Below are 25,368 nucleotides of genomic sequence, written 5' to 3'. Positions count from 1 at the left end.
AAAACGCTTACCACTAGTATACCGCAATCTTTTTTACATTTACACACTAATATTTGCTGGCTTACTTTTCTCCTTTTACACAGAAAATCATAACCTAAATAAAAAATCTTACTTTTCAGTAAGATTTTTTATTTACTCTGTAAATATTTTTTTAATTCTACAACACGACTAGCAAGTTCTTTTCCCATATCAGTTTCAGCAATTGTTTGTCTTTTAACTTCACTATCAATAATTCGTTTCACTGAAATAATATCTGTCCCATTTTCAATTGAATCCCACTTAGACGTAAAGGGTTGGTGAGCAACTAATTGTAAGCCATATGAATTAGAGAGCAGCGTATATCCACCAATTCCAGTAGTTGATTGGTAAGCTTTTGAGAAACCACCATCAATCACAATCATCTTTTTATTGGCCATAACCGGCTTGTGCCCACGCTTAACTGGTGTATGCCCATTAATTATTTTACCGTTATCTGGATTAAGCCCGAATTCTTCTAATATATGACGACAAAATGCTTCATCATGTCGTAATTTGTAATACGCATTTGGTATCTCAACTTGAACTTCTTCATCATTAATAAAGTAACGTTCAAAAGTTTTCATCGCATGTTTCCCAAATAAAGGCGATTTGGGTCCTTGCCATAAATACCAAAGTAAATCAGTTTCAAGGTCAGTAGATTTTTTAGGTTTAGCATAGCTTTTACGTAAATTATCTTCAAAAAAAGCTAATAATTCTGGTCCTGCATATGCTTTCCCTTTTAGCTCAAAGCCCTCCAATTTACCTTCTTGTGTAACTGGAATACAGCCGTGAACTAACAAGTTCCCATTATATCGTTTAAACATACTACCACGTGCCATCATAAAATCTAGATGTTCTCGTAATTTAGTCGCATGGATAAATGATTCTACTAATTTATCCATTATTTCTGACTCATCATCTGTTAATTTATACGGATCTGCCCAATCAACTGTTTGAAAACAAGTATCTTGTAGTGAATAATGTTTCCCATCGATTTCTATTTTTGACCCTTTGTTCCAAATCTTTTCTAAAATCGCACGATTTGCCATATCAAAATCAGGACGTCTTTTAATAATCTGTCCTTCTAATTTAAATTGAATAATAGCGATTGCCTGGTGTATTTTGGTCATTAAAAGTCGTTCGTCTTCTTTGATTTTTTCTTGTGCTGAATTAACTTTCGGTGAAAATGCTGGATTATCTTGATACGTTTTATCGGCAAATGTTGCTAAATGGCGTAAATTAATCCCATATGCATCTTCAACAATAGCTAAATTATTATATCTAGCACAAATTCGCAATAAATTAGCGATACATAAAGGCGAGCCAGCAGCACCACCTAACCATAAAATATCATGATTTCCCCATTGAATGTCAACTGAATGATAATCAAGAAGTGTCTTCATAATTTTATCTGGCGCAGGACCACGATCAAAAATATCCCCAATTACGTGTAAATGGTCAACGATTAACCTTTGAATCGTATACGCTGTAGCCGTTAAAAATGCTTCTGCTTGATTTAATTTAATTAAATTTTCTATTATACGATTATAATAATCTTTTTGATCAAGTTCATTGGAATTACTATATAATAATTCCTCTGTTATATACATAAAATCAGGTGATAGTGCCTTTCGTACCTTCGAACGGGAATATTTTGTTGCTGTCTTTTGTAACAACTCTATCATTCTGGCAATGGTATCTAAATACCACTGCTCCAATTCAGGTTGTGAAGTGAATTGTTGTTTTTTAGCAATTAGTTTTTCTTCTGGATAATAAATTAAGATTGCAAAGTCCTGTATACTCTCTTCAGTCAAACGGCCTTCAAAAATTTCTTGAATTTTTTGTTTAACATTTCCTGAACCATTTCTTAAAACATGTTGAAATGCGTTATATTCACCGTGAACATCACTAACAAAATGCTCCGTTCCTTTGGGTAGATTAAGAATGGCCTCTAAATTAATAATTTCAGTGACAATACTTTGTTTAGTCGGAAATCTTTTTTCCAATAACGTTAAATAATAGGGATTCATTTAAATGGCCTCCTTCATTTTATGATGCGCTTACAGTCACTATACCATGCCGGTTTGCCAATACCAATTACAACTTATTAAATGAGTCATATTATTATATATAAGCTTTTTTATAAACCAGCTACCTATACCAAAAAAGCAGACCAAAAGTTTTGGCCTGCTTCATTTATTCTTATTTAGTTTGAACAATTGCCGAAACTTCATTGGCTTTAACTGTCTCATTCAAATGATCAAACGTTATATTAGACACTTTATCCATATTCGTTAAAACGACCATCATCGTTGTTTCCTTACCAGCAGCTTTAATTGCGTTTAAATCAACTCGCGCAACTAAGTCACCTGGTTTAAGAGTTTCGCCTTCAGAAATAGTCACTTCAAAAGGTTTACCTTCTAATTGAACGGTATCAATTCCCATGTGTAATAGGACTTCTAATCCCGTTTCAGTCGTGATACTAATTGCATGTTTCGTTGGAAAGATACTTGCTACTTTACCAGCAACCGGTGTATAAATTTCGCCATTAGCTGGTTCGACTGCATAACCATCACCCAACATTTTTTCAGCAAAGGTAGCATCTTTAACATCCGAAATAGACATTAATTCGCCCTCTGCAACCGTATAAAACGTTTCACTACCAATAACCGTTGAATCATTATGATTAGCTGTAGCGCTTGATTTATCCGTCTCAGCCTGTAACTTTTCATTACTTAATGAAATAGAATCAGCCTTTGACTCATATAACTTACCAAGCTCGTCAGCAACAAATTGAACTTCAGTTCCAATAACGACTTGAATATTTGTTTTATCGATAACTTTAAACCCAGCAGCACCTGATGCTTTAAGTGCATCTTCATTAATATGGCTTGTATCTTTAACTTGTAGACGAAGACGGGTTGTACAATTATCAACGACTGTTAAATTATCTTTACCACCAATAGCAGCGTAAACAATTTGAGCTTGTCGTGCATATTTGTCATCCCCTAATTCAGGCGATAGTTGAATATCTTCAGTAATTGGTTCGCGACCTGGTGTCATTAAGTTAAATTTCTTAATGGCAAAATTGAATAGTGTGTAATAAATAATTGCCATCACAACACCTTGTACCAACAGCATTAGTGGCATATTAGCCATTGGTACACGTATACTCAAGACGTAATCAACTAAGCCCGCACTAAATGTAAATCCAGCTGTCCAGTGCATAAATGCGGCAAAAGCTAAAGATAACCCGGTTAATGCCGCATGAATGACGTATAAAGGCCATGCAACGAACATAAATGAAAATTCTAAAGGTTCACTCACGCCTGTGAAAAATGATGCAAATGCACCAGCTAGCATCAATGAGCCAACTTCTTTTTTACGTTCAGGTAAAGCATTTCGATAAATGGCATACGCACCAGCTGGTAGCCCAAACATCATGATTGGGAAAAATCCTGCCATGTACATACCTGTAGTTCCTTTAATTCCTGTATTACTCCAAAAGTTCCCGATATCATTAATTTTAGCAACGTCGAACCAAAATACTGAATTCAACGCTTGATGTAATCCGGTTGGAATTAAAAGCCGGTTGAAGAATCCGTATAAACCAGCTCCAACCCATCCAAGTCCAACCATAAACTTACCAAATGCAACTAACCAAGCATAAACAACTGGCCATGCAAATAATAAAGCTAAGGTAACAAAAATCATTACCAATGCTGACATAATGGGTACTAATCGTTTCCCACTAAAGAATGAAATAGCCATTGGTAACTTCACACTATGGAAACGATTATACATTGCTGCCGCAATTAATCCGGCAATAATCCCAATAAACACATTACTACTGATAGAACTAAATGCAGGATCAACATCTGTTACTTTTACTCCTAATAAAGCCGCAACCGAAGTCGGTTCCAACATTTTAACTGGAATTTCAAATGCAACAACACCAGCTAACGCAGCTGCGCCATCCTTGTTAGTCGACATTCCTAAAGCTAAACCAGCAGCAAATAATAATGCTAGATTACCTAGAATTGCGTTTCCGCCGGCCTGCATAAATGCCGCCGCAAACCAATCTTGTGGCAACCAAGTTCCAATTCCAACCAGTAATGCTGCTGCCGGTAGTACTGCGATAGGCAACATTAACGAACGTCCCATTCTCTGTAAATAACTTTTCATTTTTTATCCCCTTTTTTTCTTATAAAAACTATCATACAGGTTAGACCAAAAAAATTCAAATCAAATACAAATCAAGTGAAAAACGTGTATACAAGGCTTTAGAAAATAAATTAAACATCTATACCAATTTTATTTTTTAGACAAAAAAAAAGTTGCTTAATTATATTAAGCAACCAACTTTTTAGAAAACAAGCGTCCCCACACTAAATTTTCTCTTCGATATTCTGTGTCCTAATCAATAAACTCTTTGAATCATTTATTTACAAGACTTATTATGCCATGTAATTCCCCATAAAAAATATTAATATTTGAGGGTTAACTCGCAAATTTTGACATTTACAGCTTATTTACTGATATGACGGTCTTTTGTCCTTCTCGTAAGGGCAACTTCATTTAAAGTATTTAACGCTTTATTGTATTCAGGATTAAAATAAAAATCCATTGATGATAATTTAGCCATCGTCATTTGCATATTAATAGCTACTGACATGATATTAATCATATCTAAAATATCATGTTTCGAATAAATTTGTGCACCAACAATGACTTCAGTATCTTTCCTGTACACAACTTTTATAAGTATTTTGGAACCATTTTTAACGTAATCATATTGAATCTTATTTTCAATTGTATTGGATAGAACATCCAATCCGATATATGGTGCGTTTTCTTCAGTGACACCTGTCGTTGCTAAATAATGACCGAATAAGTTCATCCCCGCTGTTCCTTGCGTCGTTTCAACTTTAACAGGACTAAATAGACCCGTACAGTTATACGCCGCCACAATTGCACCTTTAATAGCGTTATTAACAAGAGGTTGATACTCTCGACGTTGGCTGACAGTTTGTTTAAATCCGGCATTATCACCTGCTGCATAGATGTCTTTATCACTTGTCTGCATGTAATCATTGATTTTAATGGTATTATTTTGATTAAGTTCAACAGCGTCTCTCAAAAAATCATTGTTAGGTTTTAATCCAACCGAAAAAACGACTAAATCACAGGCGATTTCTTGGTCAGTTGTCGAAACGCTAACTATTTTGTTATTCTCATCCACATTAATAGCATGAACATCATTTTTTAATACAATCTTTATCCCTTTTTCTCTTAAATCATCAATTATCCGATTACCAATTTCTTGATCTACGTACCGTGTCAAAACACCTCCCATAGCTTCAACTACTGTAACATCAACTTTTTCGCCTTTACGTCCCTCATAAATTGAGCTAGCTAATGCAAGCCCCACTAATCCTGCACCAACAATTAAAATACGCCTATTAGTTGGGCACAACTGTTCCATAGCCTTTTTTGATTCTTCTAAATTTTTATAAAAAACAACATTTTCATTATCTATCCCTTTAATATGTGGTTTAACAACCTTAGACCCATTAGCTAAAATTAATTTGTCATAGTTGCTGTAACTGTATTGTTTATCTGCATTAACAAAGTATAAACGTTTATCCTCCGTACTAACGTGCAACACTTCAGTACCAAGCATCAATTTAATACCTTCAGACTCTAACGCAGCAGGTGTCGCATAACTCGCTTCTTCTAAGTTATCAATAACCCCATCAAATAACAAATTAATTCCAGATGAGATATAGCTAACGCTATCTTTCATTTCCATAATAATTACTTCGGCATTTGGATCTGATTTTGAAATTGTTCTAGCGGCAGCTATCCCTGCGTGCGTTCCGCCGATAATGACATACTTCATTATTTTTCCTCCAAGCTTTGCGTGTTAATTTTTCTAACCTTATCAATTTCTAAAATTTCATTTACGACATCAGTAATAACTTGATCTGAACTAACACCAATTTCTGACATCACATATAATGGTGAATTAAATTGATCTTGGTTAACACCCATCCTATTTGTCACAATTAAATCATATTCTTTACCTTCTTGATAAATTTCTACTTGAGCGTTTAAAACGCTGCTTAAAACACGTTCCATAATGATTACGGTTAGTTTTTCCATAATTGGATCACGATTAATTAATAAGCCAATTTTTAAAACGTCATCAAACTCGAAGTTTAAAATATTCAAGATATATAAATACTGATTTTGTAGATAATATAAATCATCTGGCGAATTTAAGCCATCGAACTGTGTAACAGATTGATACGCCGTCAATAATTTTTGAATGATCTGCGAAAAGTCTTCTCGTTCTAATGATTTACGATTAAATTCCATAATTGTTCGATTATAACTAAAACTTTCACCTTTAAATATGGCTAATTTGCTGTATGAATTAAATAAATTATAAGAAATTTTTGAATCCCGTTTGAAGTAAGTATATTTCTCAATATCACTCCAAAAAAGACTAATTGCACTATTGATGGGTGTTTTTTTATCAATATCGTCATCTTTAATTTGAACATATAATTCAGAATCGTTTTTAATTAAATCAAATCCAATTAAAAAGTAATAGAACCCAACAGCATCTTCTTCAGAAAAGGAAAGTGAATATTTTTTTAAAAATCTAAAAAGACTTAATTTAACTTTACTGTATGCGAGATTATTTTTGATTAATTCACGAGAAATAGGCGTTAATGTCTGAACATGTTGCTCTTTATATGAATTAATTCGAATATAAATTTTAAGCCATAGAAAAACTCTAAGTTTCTCGTCGTCTTTCCATCCTAAGTCATATTGTTCATCTAAAACATTAACGTAATCGTTAATCGTCTCATTTCTAGATAAGAGTTCTTCGCGATCAGTGAATGGAACCACCCTAATGAAAAAAAGGTAATAAAAATAATTCAGTTGAATTTTAGTCCCAACTAATCGTCGATTTTTAATTTTTAGATCAAATCCTGCTAACGTTTCATTTAATTCTTTAATTCACCTTGTTATTGACGACCCACTGATATGTAATTCGTTCTCAAGATCAATTAAATTCAATGTTTCATTCGCATACAAATACATTATTATTTTGTATTTATACGATTCTCTTAAAAAATCAGTACTAATATTCGATAAATTTGTCGTACCATCTACTTCAAATTCAACGTTATTAGCGCTCACTTCAAAATGAACATGACCTGAAGCGGTAGCTTCCTCAAGCGTTATTTCAATATTTTTTAGGTACATTCGTAAAGAATTACCAGATATTTGGAGTAATTCCATTAATTTTTTCTTACTTAAATAACCACCATGTGTTTGTAATAGTTCTAGTATTTGGTTAAAAGTTCTTTCCTGCCCATCTAAAAAATCTTCCATATACATAAAAAAATCCCCAGCTTCACTTGACCACTTACCCAATACGATTAAAAAGGCCAATTTAATTTAATTCTATTAATATGTTACCGCGAAAAGTGATAAATTGGTATTAATAATTTTATTTTTAATTTTATTTAATTTACCCCTTGCATTTTCGGTATATACTTGTTATATTAAATGAGTAACCTAATCAATAAAACTTATTCAGTACCTCCCCCAAGGACTGAATACCAAAATCAATCCCCCAATTGATTTTGACTGTTTTACCCTTTTCGACACTGTAACTTATGTTACGATGTCGTTTTTTTTTGCCTAAAAATAAGTATTTACTCTTTCAAAACCTAACTTTATCAATGCTTATACGCTAAATATACCTAACTTCTTTATTCTCTTTTATTTAACATAATTTCGTCACACTTTCTTCATAATTACTTGTTATTATATAAACATACCTTAATTAAATAACTTTTAACTTTAATTTGTTCTCCCAAACAAATTAAAATGATAATTAATTTCTTCCCGAATATTAATTATCCCTACTCCTTTTAATCCATTACCTCTCCCAGGTAGTGGATTTTTTTTATTGGCCTTGCATAATTTCAATGATTGCTTGATAGTCTGAACCTGGCGTCACTATATGAACACCATTAAAAAGGTTTGATAACGATTCAATTAAATTTTGCGAAGCTGCAATACCGACCTTACGTTCATCATTTTGCAACGCCGCTTGTTTCAATTCTGCCATAAACTTATTTGGTAGTTCAATACCCTGAACGTTATCTTGAATAAATTGAGCACGCTCAAATGAAAGTATCGGCATTACACTGATAAAAATAGGTATAGCCACTTCATTAATGGTGATCCAATCTTTTAATCGCTGAACATTTGTCATATCAAATACCGGTTGCGTGATAATATAATCTACTCCTGAATGAATTTTTCGATTAATATCTTCAAATTCAAAATCTAAATTTATCGCATTAATATTAAATGCCCCACCAACTTTAAATTGTGATTTACTATTTAATTCACGATTAGATGGCGATATTCCTTGATTCATTTTTTTAATTGTTGTAATTAATTGTTGCGATGTTAAATCATAGACATTTGTGGCACCTTGTATTTTTGTAGGATTCCCTTTAATAATCATTAAATTATTTAAACCAACAGCACTTAATCCCATTAATTTAGATTCTAATCCGACTAAGTTGTAATCCCGTGTTGTTAAATGTAGGATTACTGGAATCTGTTTTTCACTAAGTTTATATCCCAATAATATATTTGAAACGCGGGGCATCCCTAAAGGATTATCCGTAATTGATAATGCGTCAATATCTAATTTCATTAGTGCGCTAGCACCTTTAAAAAAATTATCCAGATTAAGCGTGCTTGGCGTATTCCACTCAACTAAAACCGTTTTGGTCATTTTCACTTTCTCTATAAAATTCAAAATACCTTCCTCCAAATCAAATTTCATATCACCTTACAATGTTAATTGTAAACTAACAAAACTGTCACATGCCTATGTTTTAATAAATAAAGCCGTATACTATAAATATACACACAAGATACTTTGTGTGTAACTTAATTCTACTATAAAAAAATACGATTATATTTTAGTTTAATTTTTCATCTAGATCTAACCTACTCCCCCCAGAGTCTCGAATAGATTAGTATTTTCTCACCACTACTTTTAAAAGTAGTGGTGTTTTTTTTACATTTATAGTTTTTCTTTTTAACGTCATATTTTCTTCACATTTACTTGTTAGAATAACTTCATACCTTAATTAATAACTTTTAATTTTAATTTATTTCCCCGAATAAATTAAATAAGATGATCAACTTTCCCCGAAGTTAATCACCCTTACCCTTTTCCGACATTGCCTCCCCTTGTAATGTCGGTTTTTTATTTGCGTTCTATTTCTAGTAGTTGCTTTTTCATATTAATCCCACCGCGATAACCCCCTAAGCTGCCATCTTTTCTTAAAATACGATGACAAGGTATTACAATTAATATAGGATTACGACCAACTGCACTAGCAACAGCGCGAATTGCTTTAGGATAATCAACTTCTAAAGCTAACTCAGAATACGTTCTCGTTTCACCGTATGGAATAAGTTGAAGTTGTCCCCAAATTTCTTTTTGCAGCATCGTCCCACTCAAATTAAAATCAACGGGGATCGTAAATTTTTGAATTTCATGGTCAAAATAGGCTTGTAGTTCTTCAATTATACTTTTAAAAATCTTGTCATTCTCTTCGAATTTAGTTCTTGGATAAAATATTTCAATTTCACTTCTTAACCCATTAGGCGACCCAACAAAACTCAATCCTTTATCAGTCATCCCTAGCCAAAAATAATCCGTGCCATTAAACCAATTCATTAAGTACATGTCAAAATCTCCTATTCAATCCCAGACAAATTTGCGCCATGAACTTCTGCGATATTATATACGATGATAAATGCATTTGGATCAATCGTATGCACCTTATTTAACATTTGTTGATAATTTTGATTTTCAACAATAATCATCAACATTTCTTTGCTTTCACCTGAATAACCACCTTTAGCATCAAAGATTGTTAGACCTCTATCTATAGTTGTATTAATATCTTCTTTTAATTTTTTTAATCCCTCTTCTGTACTCATCACATATAAAACTTTTTTACGGTCCAATCCCGTTTCAATATAATTCATAATTAAATACGTGATTATTAAAGAAAAAATCGCTAAAATAAATGCTTCAGAACCCGAGACAAATATATTGAAAAAACACACAATACCATCAATTATTAATAGACTGGTTGCAGGTTTAATATTGAAATATTTTTTGATTATTAGTGGTGGAACCGTTGTTCCACCACTGGATGCATCAATTCGATAGAGAATTGATATTCCCACCGCAAAAACTGCGCCACCGACAATAACAGCTAATAATCTATCCTCGACAATATTTATTTGAGGCGTAATCGCTAAAAATAACGGTAATACAAAACTACCAATCATAATTTTTTTAGTCGTTGAACGCTCTAACATAAAATAAGCCAAGATCAATAGCGCCATGTTAATGCTCAATAATACAATCGAAACGTTCCAATTAAAAGCTGTTTCTAAAAGGATTGCAATACCAGTTGCACCACCAACCGCAACTTCTTGTGGTGCGTAGAAAAAATTAATACTTATTGCAATCATTTCTAACCCAATTAACATTAATAAAAATTGAATAACTTGTGGTTTCATCCTATTTATCATAAAGGCCCTCTTTCTGTTCTAAATTTGTAACCCCTTACTATTTAGCATACCGAATTTTATATCATAAAACAAATTTTCGATTTATGGCACAAAAAAAGCATCTCTAAACAGAGATGCTTTTACTACTTTATTCGAAACTTTCAGTTGTCATTGAAGCTTTGTATAAATCAATAACATCATTTACTGACATATCAACATAAACAGCACTATCTAATTTTCCAACTCTAACAGCTGATTCAGCCATTACTTTAAAGTTTGTTTCTTCATTGATGTCAACACCGGGTAACGTTGTTGGTACACCTAACGATTTAACCCAGTCATAAACTGATTGAATAGCTTTATCAGCAACGACTTGGTCATCATCATCTTGAATATGCCAAACATTGCGACCAAATTTAGCAAACTTAGAAACCGTATCCGCAGATAAAACGAATTTCATCCAACGAGGTGTTATAATACCTAGCCCAACACCATGAGTAATATCGTAGTACGCTGATAACTCATGTTCAATAGAATGGGATGTCCAGCCATCTTGATAACCTAATCGCATAATACCATTTAATGCCATTGTTGATGACCACATTAAATTAGCACGAGCATCATAGTTATCAGGTTCCGCAACTGCAATTGGTGCCCATTTAATAACTGTTCGCATGATACCTTCAATCATACCGTCAGAAACATCATTATTTTTTTCTTTATCAAAGTATTGCTCTGTCAAATGAGAGAAAATATCAATTGAACCAGCAGCAGTCTGCCATTTTGAAACACTCATTGTTAATGCTGGATCCAAGAATGAAACAGCTGGTGTTTTGGGACCAAAACTACCTATTTTTTCATTTGTTTCTGGATTTGAGATAACTGATCCAGCATTCATTTCAGTACCAGTAGCTGCTAACGTTAAAATATCGACAAAAGGTAATTGATCAATTTTGAAACGTTTTGAGGGGTCTAATGATAAATCCCAAGGATCTCCTTCATAAAATGCTGCTGAAGCAATCATTTTTGAAGCATCAACAACAGAACCACCACCGACAGCTAAAATAACATCAATTTTATTTTCTTTAGCTAACTTTTGACCTTCACGAACTGAACCCACTTTAGGGTTTGGTTCGATTCCTGCTAATTCAACAACATTTAAATCACTCAAAATTTTCTTTACTTTGTCATATAAACCTGAACGTTTAATTGATCCACCACCATATGTTAATAATACATTGGGACCAAATTGTGCAACCGCATCATGTAATTCTGTTTCGATACGATCTGAACCAAATCGAATATCAGTTGTATTTTTAAATTGAAAATCTTTCATAAATATAATCTCCTTTGTATTTTGAAGTTATAGTCAAAGTTATTTCAAATGAACAACTACATTATAACCCCTTTAGGCGATGTCATTCCAATACAAGCCTTTACTAAAAGAAGATTCACCATTTTACTGGTGAATCTTCTATAAATATAAACGATTATTGTGTGACTCTTTTAGCTTCATCTTTTGCATGAATCATGCTTAAAATTTTTCTTGAAATTGGTCCAACAATAATTAGTTGTAACGGTACCGCAACAATAATATTGTGTCCAACAGTAGAAAGATAAGCAGACCAGAAATGAGCAGGCATACCACCTTCAATAAGTAACCCATAAAGTGACATAAAAGCGACCATTCCACAAATCATCATTCCTGAGATTGCGAGAATCATTTGCCACATTTTATCATGATTAAGAGGTAACTTATCAGCAATTGCCATCGCAATTTTACCGACAACTAAAACATCTAAGATAAAAGCAACAATAAAACCAGGAATGAATCCAAGTAATAACGTCACAAGACCTAGTTTTCCGACTAATAATAAATTGTATGCACTCATAACGAAAACCATCATCGAGCACATTAATGTTGTAAAAATAATTCCTTCTTTTGCATTTGTTGGCATATATCATTCTCCTTAATAACTTTAATAAAATATAATGTTACACAAAATAACTCACTGTCATAAGTCTTTTTTTTGAATATTAAAGCATTCTCATTGTAAGCGATTAAATCGATTGATTGTGCTACCAATTACATTACGTTATACTATATCCATAACGATTAAGGGGAGATTTCTATGTTAATTGCACTTATATTATCTTGGATTGTTGCACTTGAACACTTATTTATTATGATTCTTGAACTATTTTTCTCAACTAGTTCAATCGCTCAAAAAGCCTTTGAATTAAGACCAGAATTTTTAAATCAGAAAGAATCAAAAGTATTAATGGCTAATCAAGGGCTATACAATGGTTTTATTAGTATCGGTCTAATGATTGTACTTTTCATTCTAACTGGTGCTGCGCTTAAATCAATGTTGTTGCTTTTTACAGGATTTGTTTTTATTGCTGCTGTTTTTGGTAGTTTAACATCTGCAAAAAAAATAATTTTAGTACAAGGATTACCTGCATTACTGGCCTTTATCGCAATTACTTTAGCTTTATAGACTAACTAAAATAACGTTAATCATTAAGATTAACGTTATTTTTTTACGCTATTTAATTTTTAACGCTTCAAGTTGAACCTCAATATCAGCTAATTTAACATCAGCCTCTAAAAGAGATGCAGCAGTATAAGCACTTTCGATTAAAGCTGTATCGTACAGATGAACTTTTTTATCTGTGAATTCCATGACCATATTTAAATTCATCTTAGCACTTCCTAAATCATAAAAAGCTAACAACTCATCGGCACTATTTTCGTCAAAAGCTGCTTGGATTTTATCAAATGATGTACCAACTCCGTTATCATCAGTCCCACCAGCTGTTGTGATTGAGACACTTGCTGCAACTTGATCTAATAGTCGCTTGATACCTTCTGCAATTTCAGGAACATGCGATACAATTACAACCCCATATGTCATACTAGCACCCCCGTTTCCAGTAATGCCTCAAATAAATAGCCACTCGACATAGCTCCTGGATCAACATGACCGACAGAACGTTCTCCGAGATATGATGCACGTCCCTTTGTTGCAACAAGCTCTTTGGTTGCTTCAACATCTGCTTGTATTTTTTCAACTGTTATTTGCTTCATTTTAATATCCCCTAAAACTGGATTCCAAACATCAATCATGGTTTTAGCTCCAACATCTGAATCACCGCGTCTTTTAATACCATCTAGTCCCGCAGCTATTAATTTAGCTGGATCATTTGTTTCTTTACTTAATTTAGACATTTCAATAAAAGCCGTTCCATAAAGTGGCCCAGAAGCACCACCAACAGATTTAATAAAGGCCATTGCGACACTTTTAAATAAGTCTGATAAGGATTCAAATTTTTGATTTTTTAATAAATCTTGAATTGTTTCGGCACCACGAGCCATATTATTTCCGTGGTCTCCATCACCAATTGGTGTATCTAGCTCACTCAAATAAGCTTTATTTTCACTTATTTTCTCTGAAAAAATCTGGAACCATTCTGTTGTATTTTCAATTGTTAGCATTTTATTATCTCCTCTTACCAAGCGATTGTATCTACCGTATAATTTAAATAAGAAAGCCATTTATCATCTTCAATTTTAAATAATGTCAAAGAAATTCCAGCCATATCTAATGATGTCATATAATTACCGACCTTTGTAAATGCGACATCGACTTTTTTATTATTTAATTGATCAAGCGTATCGTTCATAAAAATATATTGTTCCATTAACGGTGTTGCTCCTAATCCGTTAACTAAAACGGCATATTTATCATCAGATTTCATATCAAATGCAACTTTTAGTTTACTTAGTAACTCTTCAACCAATTCCTTAGAAGGTTTTAATTTTTCACGACGATATCCGGGTTCACCATGAATTCCTACGCCATATTCAACTTCATCATCTGCAAGTTCAAATCCTGGTTTACCAACTTCTGGGACGGTCGCACCACTCAATGCAATCGCAATTGTTTTAATATTTGGCATCACTTTTTTAGCAAGTTCATCTATTTCATCTAATGTAGCTCCTTGATCTGCAGCAGCACCCAATATTTTATGCATGAACACTGTTCCCGCAACACCACGTTTTCCTTGTGTATATAGACTATCTTCAACTGCAATATCATCATCTACAACAATTGATTTCACTTTAATTTCATCTATTTCAGCAAATTCTTTGGCCATATCAAAATTCATGACATCGCCGGAGTAATTTTTCACAATACAGAAAACACCTTTACCGTGATTAGCAGCTTTGATTGCTTCATAAATTTGGTCTGGCGTGGGTGAAGTAAAAACTTGTCCAGCAACTGCACCTGACAACATACCGGGACCTACAAAACCAGCATGGGCAGGTTCATGTCCACTTCCACCACCACTAATGAGTCCAACTTTATCTTCCATCGATGCCACATCACTTCTAACCATAGCTTCCGTACTATCAATTTTACGTAGGTATTGTGGATAAGCCTTAACTAACCCATTAACCATTTCACTTACAATATTTTTTGGATCATTAATTATTTTTTTCATAGTATCCCCTTTTCTGTCTGTTTTAGGTACTTCTCCATTATATTGCAAACGTTTACAAATAACCAATTAAACTAGCTTTTATTAATAATTCCATGACCATTCAATTCTCAAGACACAAAAAAAGAGTTTCCAAAATCATAACGATTTTGAAAACTCTTTTTGAAAGAACTAAATAATAAATTATTTAGCTGCGCTTGTACCGAACCATTCAATACGATCTTCAACAAGATCAGTGATTGCTTTTGTACCTGGTGCAAATAATTTACGAGGGTCATAACCTTTACCTTGTTGGTCTTTACCTTCTTCAATATATTTACGAGTAGCAGCAGCGAATACTAATTGACATTCAGTATTAACGTTGATTTTTGAAACACCCATTTTAATAGCTTTTTGGATTTGGTCTTTAGGAATACCTGAACCACCATGTAATACAAGTGGTTGTTCGATTACAGCAGCTAATTCAGCTAAGCGATCGAAGTTTAAACCAGTCCAGTTAGCTGGGTATTGGCCATGAATATTACCAATTCCACAAGCTAAGTAGTCGATTCCTGTTGCAGCAAGTTCTTTAGCTTCGTTAACGTCAGCTAATTCACCAGCTCCGACAATTCCATCTTCTTCTCCACCAATTGAACCAACTTCTGCTTCAACTGAGATACCTTTAGCATGTGCTAAAGCAACGATTTCTTTTGTTTTTTCTAAGTTTTCTGCAAATGGTAAATCATGACCATCAAACATAACTGAGTTGTAACCAACTTCGATACATTCTTTAGCAGCTTCAAAATCACCATGATCTAAATGCATAACAACGGGAACAGTGATACCCATTGATTTAATAGTGTCTTGAACAAGGTGTAAAGCTAATTCATATCCACCCATATATTTTGCAGCACCCATTGATGTTTGGATTAAAACTGGAACACCTTTTTCTTGGGCTGCAGCAAGAATACCGCGAGTCCATTCTAAGTTGTTTGTGTTAAAAGCACCAACAGCGTAATGACCTTCACGAGCAGCGTTAAACATACTTGTACCATTTACTAATGACATTTGAAGTCCTCCTAGATAAATTACAATACGTCTGTATTGCATTTTTTAATACAGGTACATTTTAGCACATTTAATCATCAGATAAAACTTTCATTTTTTAAATAAAACTAATTATCAATAATTTTAATATAAAGGCAACCGTTCATCATTGATTTAACAGACTTACACACTAACATCTTCAAATTTAAATTCATTGATATTAATTAAACCCATATCAGTTATTTTCAATTCCGGTATCACCGCTAACGACATAAAGCTTAATGTCATCACAGGATCCACCGTATCATTAATGCCGAGCTCTCTATAAGCAACTTTATTAAATAGTTCAAGCTGTTCTGATATCCATTCTCCAGATTGGTCACTCATCAATCCGCCAATTGGCAATGGAATTGATATTAAAACTTTGTTATCTTTTGTCAGGACCATCCCACCTTGAATATCTTTCAAAGTCTCAATTGCCAACGCCATATCTTGATCATTAGTTCCTGTTGTAATTAAATTATGTGAATCATGTGCAATAGAAATAGCAATTGCCCCATGTTTAATACCGTAATCTTTCAAGACACCCGTGAAAATATTTCCCGTTTCATGGTGCCGTTCAATAACTGAAATTTTAGAAACTGGAATACTTGAATCGTAGATAAAATTACCTAGTTCATCACGACTAACATTAATTTCTCTATCTATTGTAATTGCTTCGTTAGGAATTACTTCAATTGCATGAACTCTATTACTTGTTAGAGGCAGAACTAATTTTTCTTGACTAAAGTTAGCTAAATGGACTGACGATTGGACACTATCAATTGTATAGCTTTTAGTTTCTAGTAAATATTTTCCCTCTTCAGCAACTTTTTCACCAGCAATATAGACACTTGAAATTAGCATATCCGTTAAATCACTAATAATTGTTAAGTCTGCTCTAAGTCCAGGTGCAATAGCACCTCTATCTTTAAGCTCACAACACTCAGCGGTATTAAGTGTCGCCATTTGAATGGCAACTAAAGGATCTATACCTTCTTCGATACAAATTTTCAAACTATTATCTAAATGACCCTTTTCAATAATTGTTTTCGCTTGGACATCATCTCCACATAGAATGGCCCTTCTAGAATTAGTGGTTGTGACACCTTTTAATAGTGTTCTTAAATTATGCGTGACAGATCCTTCACGTAGGAAGACGTACATACCACGGCTTAATCGATTTTGCATTTCTTCAAGGGTTGAGCATTCATGATCATTTTGAATTCCTGCGGCAATATAGGCATTTAAATCTTTGTCATAAACTTGAGGACTATGCCCATCAATTCGTTTATTTAAATTTTTTGCGACCAGTAATTTATCTAAAATATCACTCTCAGCATTAATCACACCAGGGAAATCCATAAATTCAGCTAAGCCACTTGTCTCATTATTCGTGAGTGGTTTAATCATGTCTTTGGCCGAAATAACCGCTCCAGAATTTTCCATTTTTGTTGCTGGAACGCATGAAGGCAGCATGTATTGGATATTAAGGGCTGTTTCTTTAGCTGCATTAATCATATAGTCGAGTCCAACTAGGCCCGCTACATTCACAATTTCATGTGGATCTGCCATGACCGTTGTTGTCCCATGCGGCGTTATTAAACGGCCAAACTCTTCTGGTCCAACGTAGGCAGATTCTATATGAATATGTGGATCAATAAATCCTGGTGAAATATATTGACCATGAACATCAACCGTCTTATCCCCATCATATTGGCCACCGATTCCAGCAATAAGGCCATCAACAATTGCGACATCCCCAGTCATTACCTGTGCATTATAAACATCAATAATTTTGCCATTAGTTAAGACTAAATCAGCAGGAATTCGGCCAGCAGCAACATCAATTAACTTCTTTAAATTTTCTTTTTCCATCATAACTCCTTATCCTTTAAGAGATGATATCTTAATAATTGGATCAACTATTTCTAAAGCGACACAATCTACCATGCCTAAATCAGTAATTGCCAAATCTGGAATTGCCGTAATTGGTAAAAATGACATATAAAATATTGGATCAGGTAAATCACTACCCATTAAATTTGACCCTTTTCTTAGCGCAATTTCGCCAGTTTCAATTTCACTTGGTAATAAGTCGCTCATGATACCACCCACAGGTAATGCTAAAAATGAAATAATTTTTCCATCAATAACAACAATTTGACCACCGCCTGCTTTAATTAATTCATTTGTAGCAATCGACATATCATTTGCATTGACACCCATAACGACAATATTATTATCATCAGGTGCAGAAGATGATGCCATTGCCCCTTTTTTCAAGCCCCATCCAGATGTAAATCCAAGTGCCTGATTTCCATTTTTACCAAATCGTTCTAATACAGAAACTAAAGCGACATCTTTTTCTGGACTAGGTTGTACGATATTATTTTCTATCGTTAATTCAACATCTTTTCTTTTTCGAACAAAAGCACCCTGACTATTAATTGTTTGGACAGTTGCCATTCCTACTTTTTCATTAACTTTATATTCAAAATCTTTTTCAGAGGTTAACTCATGCTTCAACTGGCCTTTAAATAAATTACTTCTGATTGGTGCAATCAACATTTCACTTATTTTTTTATTTTTGGCAACAACTTTGCCCCGACTAATAACCATTTCTACATTAAATGAACTTGGCTGATCAACAATCAATATGTCAGCAAGTCTTCCTGGCGATACAGACCCAACTTGATCATCAATTCGATAAGCTTCAGCACTATTTATTGTTGCCATTTGAATTGCTGTAATTGGTTCTACACCTGCTTGAATAGCTAATTTAACAAGGTTATCAAGATGTCCTTTTTGTAAAATATCAGATGCAGTTACATCATCTGTACAGAAACTAACATGTCGTGCAATTGCTGGATTAACTTCAGTAACTGCTCGAATATTTTCTGCCAAGAAATGTGTAACGGATGATTCCCTGATTAAAATATTCATCCCATTCCGTGCTTTTTCAACAAGCTCCTCATGACTATAACTTTCATGATCTAAGCGAACACCACTTGCTAAATACTCATTCAATTTCAATCCGGTTGCCATTGGTGCACAACCGAAAATGGGTTGGTGATTATTTTGTGCGTGAACCAACGTTTTTAACGTATCTTCATCTTGTGTTTCAACAGCTTCTCTAACCGTTTCCCAGATACCGTAACATTCTGTCCATTTTTGAATTGTTTCTTGAACATCTGAATCGATGTTAAAAGCAATTGTTGATTTTGGAATTGTATATGGTGTCTTATATGGTGCACCCCAAAATAAATTAAGCGGTAATTTTTCTACCTCTTTAAAAACTTCTTGAACACCTTCTAGTCCGGCAACTGATATTGTTTCATCTAAACCAGAAATAATACTCGTTGTTCCAAAAGGTACAACAGCATTAGCAAAACTTGTCATACTCATTTTGCTACATTCAACGTGAATATGTCCGTCAATTAATCCTGGCGTTATATACTTTCCAGTTGCATCTATATGTTCCGTATCATTGCCGATATAAGCTTCAATATTACCTATCGCAACAATTTTCTCTTTATAGATAGCTACATTTGCTTGATAAATCTCACTTGTCATAACATTAACTAACTTGCCATTTTCGATTACTAAATCTGCAGGAATTTTTGCTGCACCTGCAGAAATATAGTCTTTTAACTGTGCTAACGTCTGTGTCATTTAGTTATCCACCCATCAATTTTATATGTTATTGAAGAATATTTAATACGTAAAGTAAGAATAGGAATACAAAGAACAAGATATACATTACAGGCCCGATTTCTTTTCTACGACCTGCTGCCATCATTGTAATTGGGTATAATACGAAACCAAAGGCAATACCATACGAGATGTTGTAAGTTAAAGGCATTCCGACAACCATTAAAAATGCTGGTACTGCTACTTCAAATCGACCCCAATCAATACCCTTTAATGATTGTGCCATTAAAATACCAACAACGATTAAAACGGGCGCCGTCACTTGTGATGTCACAACTGTCAGAAGTGGTGAAAAGAATAAACTTAGAACGAACATAAACCCGACAACTAATGATGTCAGTCCAGTTCTTCCCCCAACTGCAATTCCAGCTGATGATTCAACATAAGCAGCAGTTGGTGTTGTTCCCAGAACAGATCCGGCTAACATTGAAGCAGAATCAGATAATAACGCGCGACCAACTCGTGGCATTTTATTATTTTTCATAAATCCTGCTTGAGTAGCTAACCCGATTAAAGTTCCCGCCGTATCGAAAAAGGCTACCATCAAGAATATTAAAACAACAGACCAAAGTTGAAGTGAGTTAATTTTATGTAAATTTTCAACCCCTACTCCAAATGTTGGTGCCAAACTTGGAACAGAAGAAATAATATGTGTTGGTAATTTGATAAGTCCCATAACTAACCCTAAAATAGTTGTCGCAACCATTCCAATAAAGATTGAGCCAGGAATTTTTTTAGCCATTAAGATAACAATCACAACGAGTCCAAAAATTGTCAGCCATGTAGTTGGCACCGTTAGTGAACCAATCGCGACCAATGTTGATTGGTTTCCAATGATAAGTCCACCTTCTTGTAATCCAACAAAAGCGATAAACAACCCAATACCTGCGGCCATTGCTAATTTTAAGTCATGTGGAATTGCATCTATCACAATTTCACGAATTTTAAAGAACGTAATAAGCATAAAGATAATTGAGGCAACCACAACACCGGCCATTGCCGTTTGCCATGGAATACCCATTCCAATAACAACTGAATAAGTAAAGAATGCATTGTCACCTAATCCTGGAGCAATTGCGATAGGATAATTAGCTAAGAATGCCATCAAGAAACAACCGAACGCGGCAGATATTGCTGTTGCTGTAAACACAGCTCCTTTGTCCATACCCGCAGCGCCCAAAACTTGAGGATTAACGAATAATATATAAGCCATAGATACGAAAGTTGTTAATCCAGCCATTGATTCACGTTTAACCGTTGAACCTGACTCATTAATATGAAATAACCGATCAAAAATACCTGATTTTCCCTCTGTATTATTCATGCAATATAATCTCCCTATGTTGTGATTTTTTATATTATGTACAGTATATTACGCGAATTAAATAAAAAATCAATACAAAATACGCACTTTTGTAGATTTATTAACATTTAAAGTTCGTGTTTTGACTATTTTCAAAAATAAAAAAACTGTTAAAAAGGTTTTAACAACCAATCTAACAGTTTTTAAGTGCTAACTAACTTTTATATTTTTTTAATTTCCGTAAGGATTATCGATTAATTTAGTACGTTTAACTTCATCAATATTATGCGTTCCAGTTAATTGCATTGTTAATTCTAATTCATGTTGGAAGTAATTAAAGACATTTTGAACACCTTTATGACCACCAAGTGCCAAGCCATAAACAACTGGGCGACCGATTGCAACTAAGTCTGCACCACTTGCTAAGGCTTTATAAACATGAGCTCCACGTCTTACACCACTATCAAAGACAACAGGCACACGCTTATCAACAGTTTCTGCTACTTCTTGAAGTGCATCAAATGCAGCGATTCCGCCATCAATTTGACGACCACCATGATTTGAAACCCAGACGCCACCAGCACCTGAATTAATTGCAACACTTGCATCTTCTCCACCTTGGATTCCTTTAACAAAGACAGGTAAACCTGAATATTCTGCTAAGAATTCAACATCTTTTGGACTTAAGCGTTGCTTTGCTGAACCATAAACAGCATCCATTGTTTGACCAACACCACTTTGATAAGCTTGAACAATTGGCATTGCTAGTGGGAAAGTGAATCCATTACGTTTATCTGTTTCACGATTACCACCAACAGTTGCATCAGCAGTTAAAACAATTGCTTTAACCCCATTAGCTTTTGCTTCATCCATAATATTACGATTAATACCATCGTCTTTACTCATATAGAATTGGAACCATTGTGGTTGACCATTAGCTTGACTTGATATTTCTTTAAATGATTTCGTTGCAAATGAACTTGCTGTGTAGATTGAACCATAATCTGAAACACCCTTAGCGCTATCAATTTCACCTTTAACATGAGCTAATGCATGTGCAGCAACTGGTGCCATAATAATAGGCGATGTGATTTCATCTCCGAAAATAGTTGTTTTTGTATCGGGATGATCAATTTCTTGTAACACTCTAGGTCTAATTAGTTTATGATTAAATGCCTTTATATTTTCTTCTAAAGTATACAAATCTCCAGCTCCACTAGAGATATAACCAAATCCACCCTTTGGAATAATCTTTTCTGCATCTTTTTCTAAATCAAAAGCATTAATAACGGTAATATCTTTTTCTAAATCGCTTGTAATGTAATCTGTCATATTAAACTCCCCTTTTATGTTGCACCCAACTTATCTTGTCTAAATAATAGCACTGAATAAAGCATTGTGCAAGCGTTTGCACACATAACTACTAATATTTTTTTATCTATAAATATTAACTACTACTAACACTATTCTATTAATTAAAAATGAGATAATTCACCATTTAATTAGGTAAATTATCTCATTCCATTTAAAGCTAAATATCGTTACGTCTATAGTCCATTAGTCCATGACTAATTTCAGCTGTTTGCCCATATACCTTCGTATAAAGTTGGTATAATTTTCCCTATCTCATCCCTATAAATAATTCAATTTTCCTCTAAAATCTTCAATACTTTGGTACCCTTTTTCTGCCATAATTTCTTCTAGCTCAGTTGTTAGTCGTTCAAAAACAGCGGGTCCTTCAACCATCAACGCTGTTCCAACTTGCACCATACTTGCTCCACATAGAATATGTTCAAAAACATCTTTACCAGTTTGAATGCCACCAGTTCCGATTACTTGAATATTCTTATTTAATCGTTGATAGAACGCATGTACATTAGCTAAAGCAGTCGGCTTAACATATTCGCCGCCAATACCACCAAAACCTTGCTTGGGTTTAATAACGACCGTTTCTGTATCATCATTAATATATAGTCCATTCCCAATACTATTGATACTATTGACATAAGACAATGGATATTTATTTAAAATAGCAGCCATTTGATCAAAATGAATAATATCAAAGTACGGTGGTAATTTAACTCCTAACGGTTTGTGATAACTATTAAAAACAGCTTTTAATATCGCATCAACTGTTTCAAAGTCATAACCCGTTTGGGGCTTTCCTGGTACATTAGGACAAGATAAATTTAATTCAACAATTCCTGCAAAATCTGAATCTGTTACTTTTTGAAGTAACTCGAGATCTTCCGCTAGATTAAAACCCGTAATTGATAAAAAGTATGTTTTACCAGGATGGTTTATCTGATTTTGAGAGACAAAATCTAAATAGTAATCAACGCCATTATTTGGTAAGCCCATTGAATTAATACTACCGAATTCTGTTTCAAAATAACGAGGTTCTGGATTACCCTTACGTGGTTGAAGCGTGCCACTCTTCGTTACAAAAGTTGCCGCCTTAGAACTTTCGACGGCAAGTAATTCGTCGCTATCCATACAATAAACACCCGATGCATTCATCATACAATTATCAAAATTTGAACCCGCTAAAGTCGTTGCTGTTGAAATCAAAAAAATCCCTCCTTCATATTGATACTAGTATACCTTATCAAAATTCAAATTGTTACTTTTTTCACAAAAAAAGACAGCGATATCATTCGCTGTCTTAAACGTTTTATTTTAAAATAATTTGGTAAGCATATCGTGCTGAGTTAACGCCATCTTCCATATGAATGATACCTTTATAATCAAATCCATTTGAGGTAATGACATGTTGCATCCCTTTATTTTCAGGATGTGTATCAACGCGAACATCTTTGTAACCCAATGATCTCGCAATTGTTAATAAGCCTGAAATCATTTTTTCTGATAAACGTTGACCTCTAAATTTTGAAGAAACAGCAACTCGATGAATAGCCGAATAACGTGCTTGTGGGCCATTAATCCATTCGCCATCTTCAATGTTAAGATACATAGGATCTATTCCTAGCCAAAGTGCAGCAGTTCCTGCGATTTCATCTCCAACCATTAAGACATAAGTCAATTGATCTTTAATATCTTGTTCTAAATGGTTCGCCGCCGGGTAAGCACCTTGCCATTGGTCAATTCCCTGTTCTTTAAGGTAAGCTTTTGCTTCCTCAATAATTCCTGTAATTGCTGGTAAGTCTTCTGGCGTTGCCAGTCTTAAGTAAGATACAGTCACTGTTACACATCCTTTATTATGCTTAATCTATTCGTATAAATACGATTGAAAAATTATTATATCGCATAATTTATCAATATACAATAAAAATACCCTTTAAAATTTACTATAAAAAACCTCTATTATTGAATTAAAATTCAATAATAGAGGTTTAACTTAATAATAAATTATTTCAGACATTTAACCTATGCTACAGCTAAGAATAACCCTGCGGCAATCACTGCGCCAGCAAATGGTCCGAAAATTGGTACCCAACTATATGACCAATCTGATCCACCTTTGTTCGCAATTGGTAAAATAGCATGTGCAATACGAGGACCTAAATCACGGGCCGGATTAATTGCATAACCAGTTGTCCCACCAAGTGAAAGACCAATACCAACAATTAAGATACCAACAACGACTGGTGTTAAACCATCTGTAAAGTTACCTTTTGTGAATGCTAGCAAACTAAAGATTAAGACAAATGTCCCAATTAATTCACTTAAAAAGTTATATAGATTACTTTTTATTGCAGGAGCAGTTGCGAATGATCCAAATATTGCATCAGAATCTTTCGTCTCTTTCCAATGTGGCATGTATTGAACCCATACCAGAAAAGCACCAACGATACCACCAGCAACCTGGACAACCATATATGGTAATACAGAAGACCAAGCAATCTTACCAACAATTGCCATTGCCAAAGTTACAGCTGGATTCAAATGTCCTGGTCCCATAAAGGCTGACGCATAGACACCCAAGGTTACGGCAATTCCCCAACCTAATGTGATTGCAATCCAACCAGCACCTTCAGCTTTTGACTTACGTAACGAAACACCAGCAACAACCCCATTACCTAATAATACTAAAATCATTGTGCCTAAAAATTCACCCAAAAGTTGCGTCATAAGACTTGTTGTCATCACACTCACCCCTA

At 34.1% G+C, this 25,368-nt stretch carries 21 protein-coding genes and 1 pseudogene; 1 reads left to right on the top strand and 21 read right to left on the bottom strand.

The genetic code is table 11. The features are described 5' to 3' along the window. Positions 1 to 128: 128 nt before the first annotated feature. The 10 genes and pseudogenes from AC1RPJ_RS00960 to AC1RPJ_RS00915 form a co-directional block, all read right to left on the bottom strand. Positions 129 to 2,048, bottom strand: a complete 1,920-nt coding sequence (locus AC1RPJ_RS00960; RefSeq protein ID WP_481760987.1) for a fructose-1,6-bisphosphatase — start codon at positions 2,046 to 2,048, stop codon at positions 129 to 131. A gap of 172 nt (positions 2,049 to 2,220) precedes the next feature. Further along, positions 2,221 to 4,203: an N-acetylglucosamine-specific PTS transporter subunit IIBC gene (gene nagE, locus AC1RPJ_RS00955; protein WP_481760988.1), complete on the bottom strand. Its 1,983-nt coding sequence runs from the start codon at positions 4,201 to 4,203 to the stop codon at positions 2,221 to 2,223. A 343-nt stretch (positions 4,204 to 4,546) separates the two neighbouring features. After that, positions 4,547 to 5,920 (bottom strand): FAD-dependent oxidoreductase, encoded by a 1,374-nt coding sequence (locus tag AC1RPJ_RS00950; protein ID WP_481760989.1) that lies wholly within the window; start codon positions 5,918 to 5,920, stop codon positions 4,547 to 4,549. Beyond that, positions 5,920 to 6,939, bottom strand: coding sequence for a hypothetical protein (locus AC1RPJ_RS00945; protein ID WP_481761150.1), 1,020 nt, complete (start codon positions 6,937 to 6,939; stop codon positions 5,920 to 5,922). Before AC1RPJ_RS00945 ends, AC1RPJ_RS00950 begins: the two co-directional genes overlap by 1 nt. A gap of 18 nt (positions 6,940 to 6,957) precedes the next feature. Further along, positions 6,958 to 7,299: pseudogene (locus tag AC1RPJ_RS00940) on the bottom strand (helix-turn-helix domain-containing protein); the annotation flags it as partial. 709 nt (positions 7,300 to 8,008) lie between these two features. Next, positions 8,009 to 8,878, bottom strand: coding sequence for a methylenetetrahydrofolate reductase (locus AC1RPJ_RS00935; RefSeq protein WP_481762168.1), 870 nt, complete (start codon positions 8,876 to 8,878; stop codon positions 8,009 to 8,011). 456 nt (positions 8,879 to 9,334) lie between these two features. Next, a complete protein-coding gene (locus tag AC1RPJ_RS00930; RefSeq protein WP_481760991.1) occupies positions 9,335 to 9,820 on the bottom strand; it encodes a methylated-DNA--[protein]-cysteine S-methyltransferase in 486 nt (161 codons plus the stop codon). Positions 9,821 to 9,831: 11 nt separating this feature from the next. Further along, the gene (locus tag AC1RPJ_RS00925) at positions 9,832 to 10,680 is read right to left on the bottom strand and encodes a YitT family protein (protein WP_481760992.1); all 849 of its coding nucleotides are present in this window, start codon (positions 10,678 to 10,680) and stop codon (positions 9,832 to 9,834) included. A gap of 127 nt (positions 10,681 to 10,807) precedes the next feature. Beyond that, positions 10,808 to 11,995, bottom strand: a complete 1,188-nt coding sequence (locus AC1RPJ_RS00920) for an iron-containing alcohol dehydrogenase (protein ID WP_481760993.1) — start codon at positions 11,993 to 11,995, stop codon at positions 10,808 to 10,810. 154 nt (positions 11,996 to 12,149) lie between these two features. Next, positions 12,150 to 12,617, bottom strand: a complete 468-nt coding sequence (locus tag AC1RPJ_RS00915) for a DUF2798 domain-containing protein (protein WP_481760994.1) — start codon at positions 12,615 to 12,617, stop codon at positions 12,150 to 12,152. 174 nt (positions 12,618 to 12,791) lie between these two features. Here AC1RPJ_RS00915 and AC1RPJ_RS00910 point away from each other — a divergent pair, with 174 nt between their 5' ends. Next, positions 12,792 to 13,160: a DUF1304 domain-containing protein gene (locus AC1RPJ_RS00910; protein ID WP_409021750.1), complete on the top strand. Its 369-nt coding sequence runs from the start codon at positions 12,792 to 12,794 to the stop codon at positions 13,158 to 13,160. 48 nt (positions 13,161 to 13,208) lie between these two features. Here the strand turns inward: AC1RPJ_RS00910 and dhaM are convergent, their stop codons facing one another. The 11 genes from dhaM to AC1RPJ_RS00855 form a co-directional block, all read right to left on the bottom strand. Beyond that, the gene (dhaM, locus tag AC1RPJ_RS00905) at positions 13,209 to 13,577 is read right to left on the bottom strand and encodes a dihydroxyacetone kinase phosphoryl donor subunit DhaM (RefSeq protein WP_481760995.1); all 369 of its coding nucleotides are present in this window, start codon (positions 13,575 to 13,577) and stop codon (positions 13,209 to 13,211) included. Further along, entirely contained in the window at positions 13,574 to 14,158 is a 585-nt protein-coding gene (dhaL, locus tag AC1RPJ_RS00900) for a dihydroxyacetone kinase subunit DhaL (RefSeq protein ID WP_481760996.1), read from the bottom strand. Before dhaL ends, dhaM begins: the two co-directional genes overlap by 4 nt. 14 nt (positions 14,159 to 14,172) lie before the next feature. After that, positions 14,173 to 15,168, bottom strand: a complete 996-nt coding sequence (dhaK, locus tag AC1RPJ_RS00895) for a dihydroxyacetone kinase subunit DhaK (protein ID WP_481760997.1) — start codon at positions 15,166 to 15,168, stop codon at positions 14,173 to 14,175. 180 nt (positions 15,169 to 15,348) lie between these two features. Next, positions 15,349 to 16,212 carry a class II fructose-1,6-bisphosphate aldolase gene (gene fba, locus AC1RPJ_RS00890; protein ID WP_481760998.1) on the bottom strand — a complete coding sequence of 288 codons (864 nt, stop codon included), beginning with the start codon at positions 16,210 to 16,212 and terminating at the stop codon, positions 15,349 to 15,351. 162 nt (positions 16,213 to 16,374) lie between these two features. After that, the gene (gene ade / locus AC1RPJ_RS00885; protein ID WP_481761144.1) at positions 16,375 to 18,108 is read right to left on the bottom strand and encodes an adenine deaminase; all 1,734 of its coding nucleotides are present in this window, start codon (positions 18,106 to 18,108) and stop codon (positions 16,375 to 16,377) included. 9 nt (positions 18,109 to 18,117) lie between these two features. Further along, positions 18,118 to 19,905 (bottom strand): adenine deaminase C-terminal domain-containing protein, encoded by a 1,788-nt coding sequence (locus tag AC1RPJ_RS00880; RefSeq protein WP_481760999.1) that lies wholly within the window; start codon positions 19,903 to 19,905, stop codon positions 18,118 to 18,120. Between the two features lie 28 nt (positions 19,906 to 19,933). Then, the gene (locus AC1RPJ_RS00875) at positions 19,934 to 21,268 is read right to left on the bottom strand and encodes an NCS2 family permease (RefSeq protein WP_481761000.1); all 1,335 of its coding nucleotides are present in this window, start codon (positions 21,266 to 21,268) and stop codon (positions 19,934 to 19,936) included. A 210-nt stretch (positions 21,269 to 21,478) separates the two neighbouring features. Further along, on the bottom strand, positions 21,479 to 22,579 hold the full coding sequence (locus AC1RPJ_RS00870) for a lactate oxidase (protein ID WP_481761001.1): 1,101 nt from the start codon (positions 22,577 to 22,579) through the stop codon (positions 21,479 to 21,481). Positions 22,580 to 22,879: 300 nt separating this feature from the next. Next, positions 22,880 to 23,818, bottom strand: coding sequence for a dihydroorotate oxidase (locus AC1RPJ_RS00865; protein WP_481761002.1), 939 nt, complete (start codon positions 23,816 to 23,818; stop codon positions 22,880 to 22,882). A 103-nt stretch (positions 23,819 to 23,921) separates the two neighbouring features. Then, positions 23,922 to 24,449 carry a GNAT family N-acetyltransferase gene (locus AC1RPJ_RS00860; RefSeq protein WP_409021765.1) on the bottom strand — a complete coding sequence of 176 codons (528 nt, stop codon included), beginning with the start codon at positions 24,447 to 24,449 and terminating at the stop codon, positions 23,922 to 23,924. A 185-nt stretch (positions 24,450 to 24,634) separates the two neighbouring features. Continuing rightward, positions 24,635 to 25,354: an MIP/aquaporin family protein gene (locus tag AC1RPJ_RS00855; protein WP_409022824.1), complete on the bottom strand. Its 720-nt coding sequence runs from the start codon at positions 25,352 to 25,354 to the stop codon at positions 24,635 to 24,637. Positions 25,355 to 25,368 lie beyond the last annotated feature (14 nt).

The sequence above is a fragment of the Dellaglioa sp. CoH-57-MRSF-17 genome, from assembly GCF_056782015.1.
Note: the sequence above shows the minus strand (reverse complement) of the source record. Positions and strands in the feature narration are given on the sequence as shown.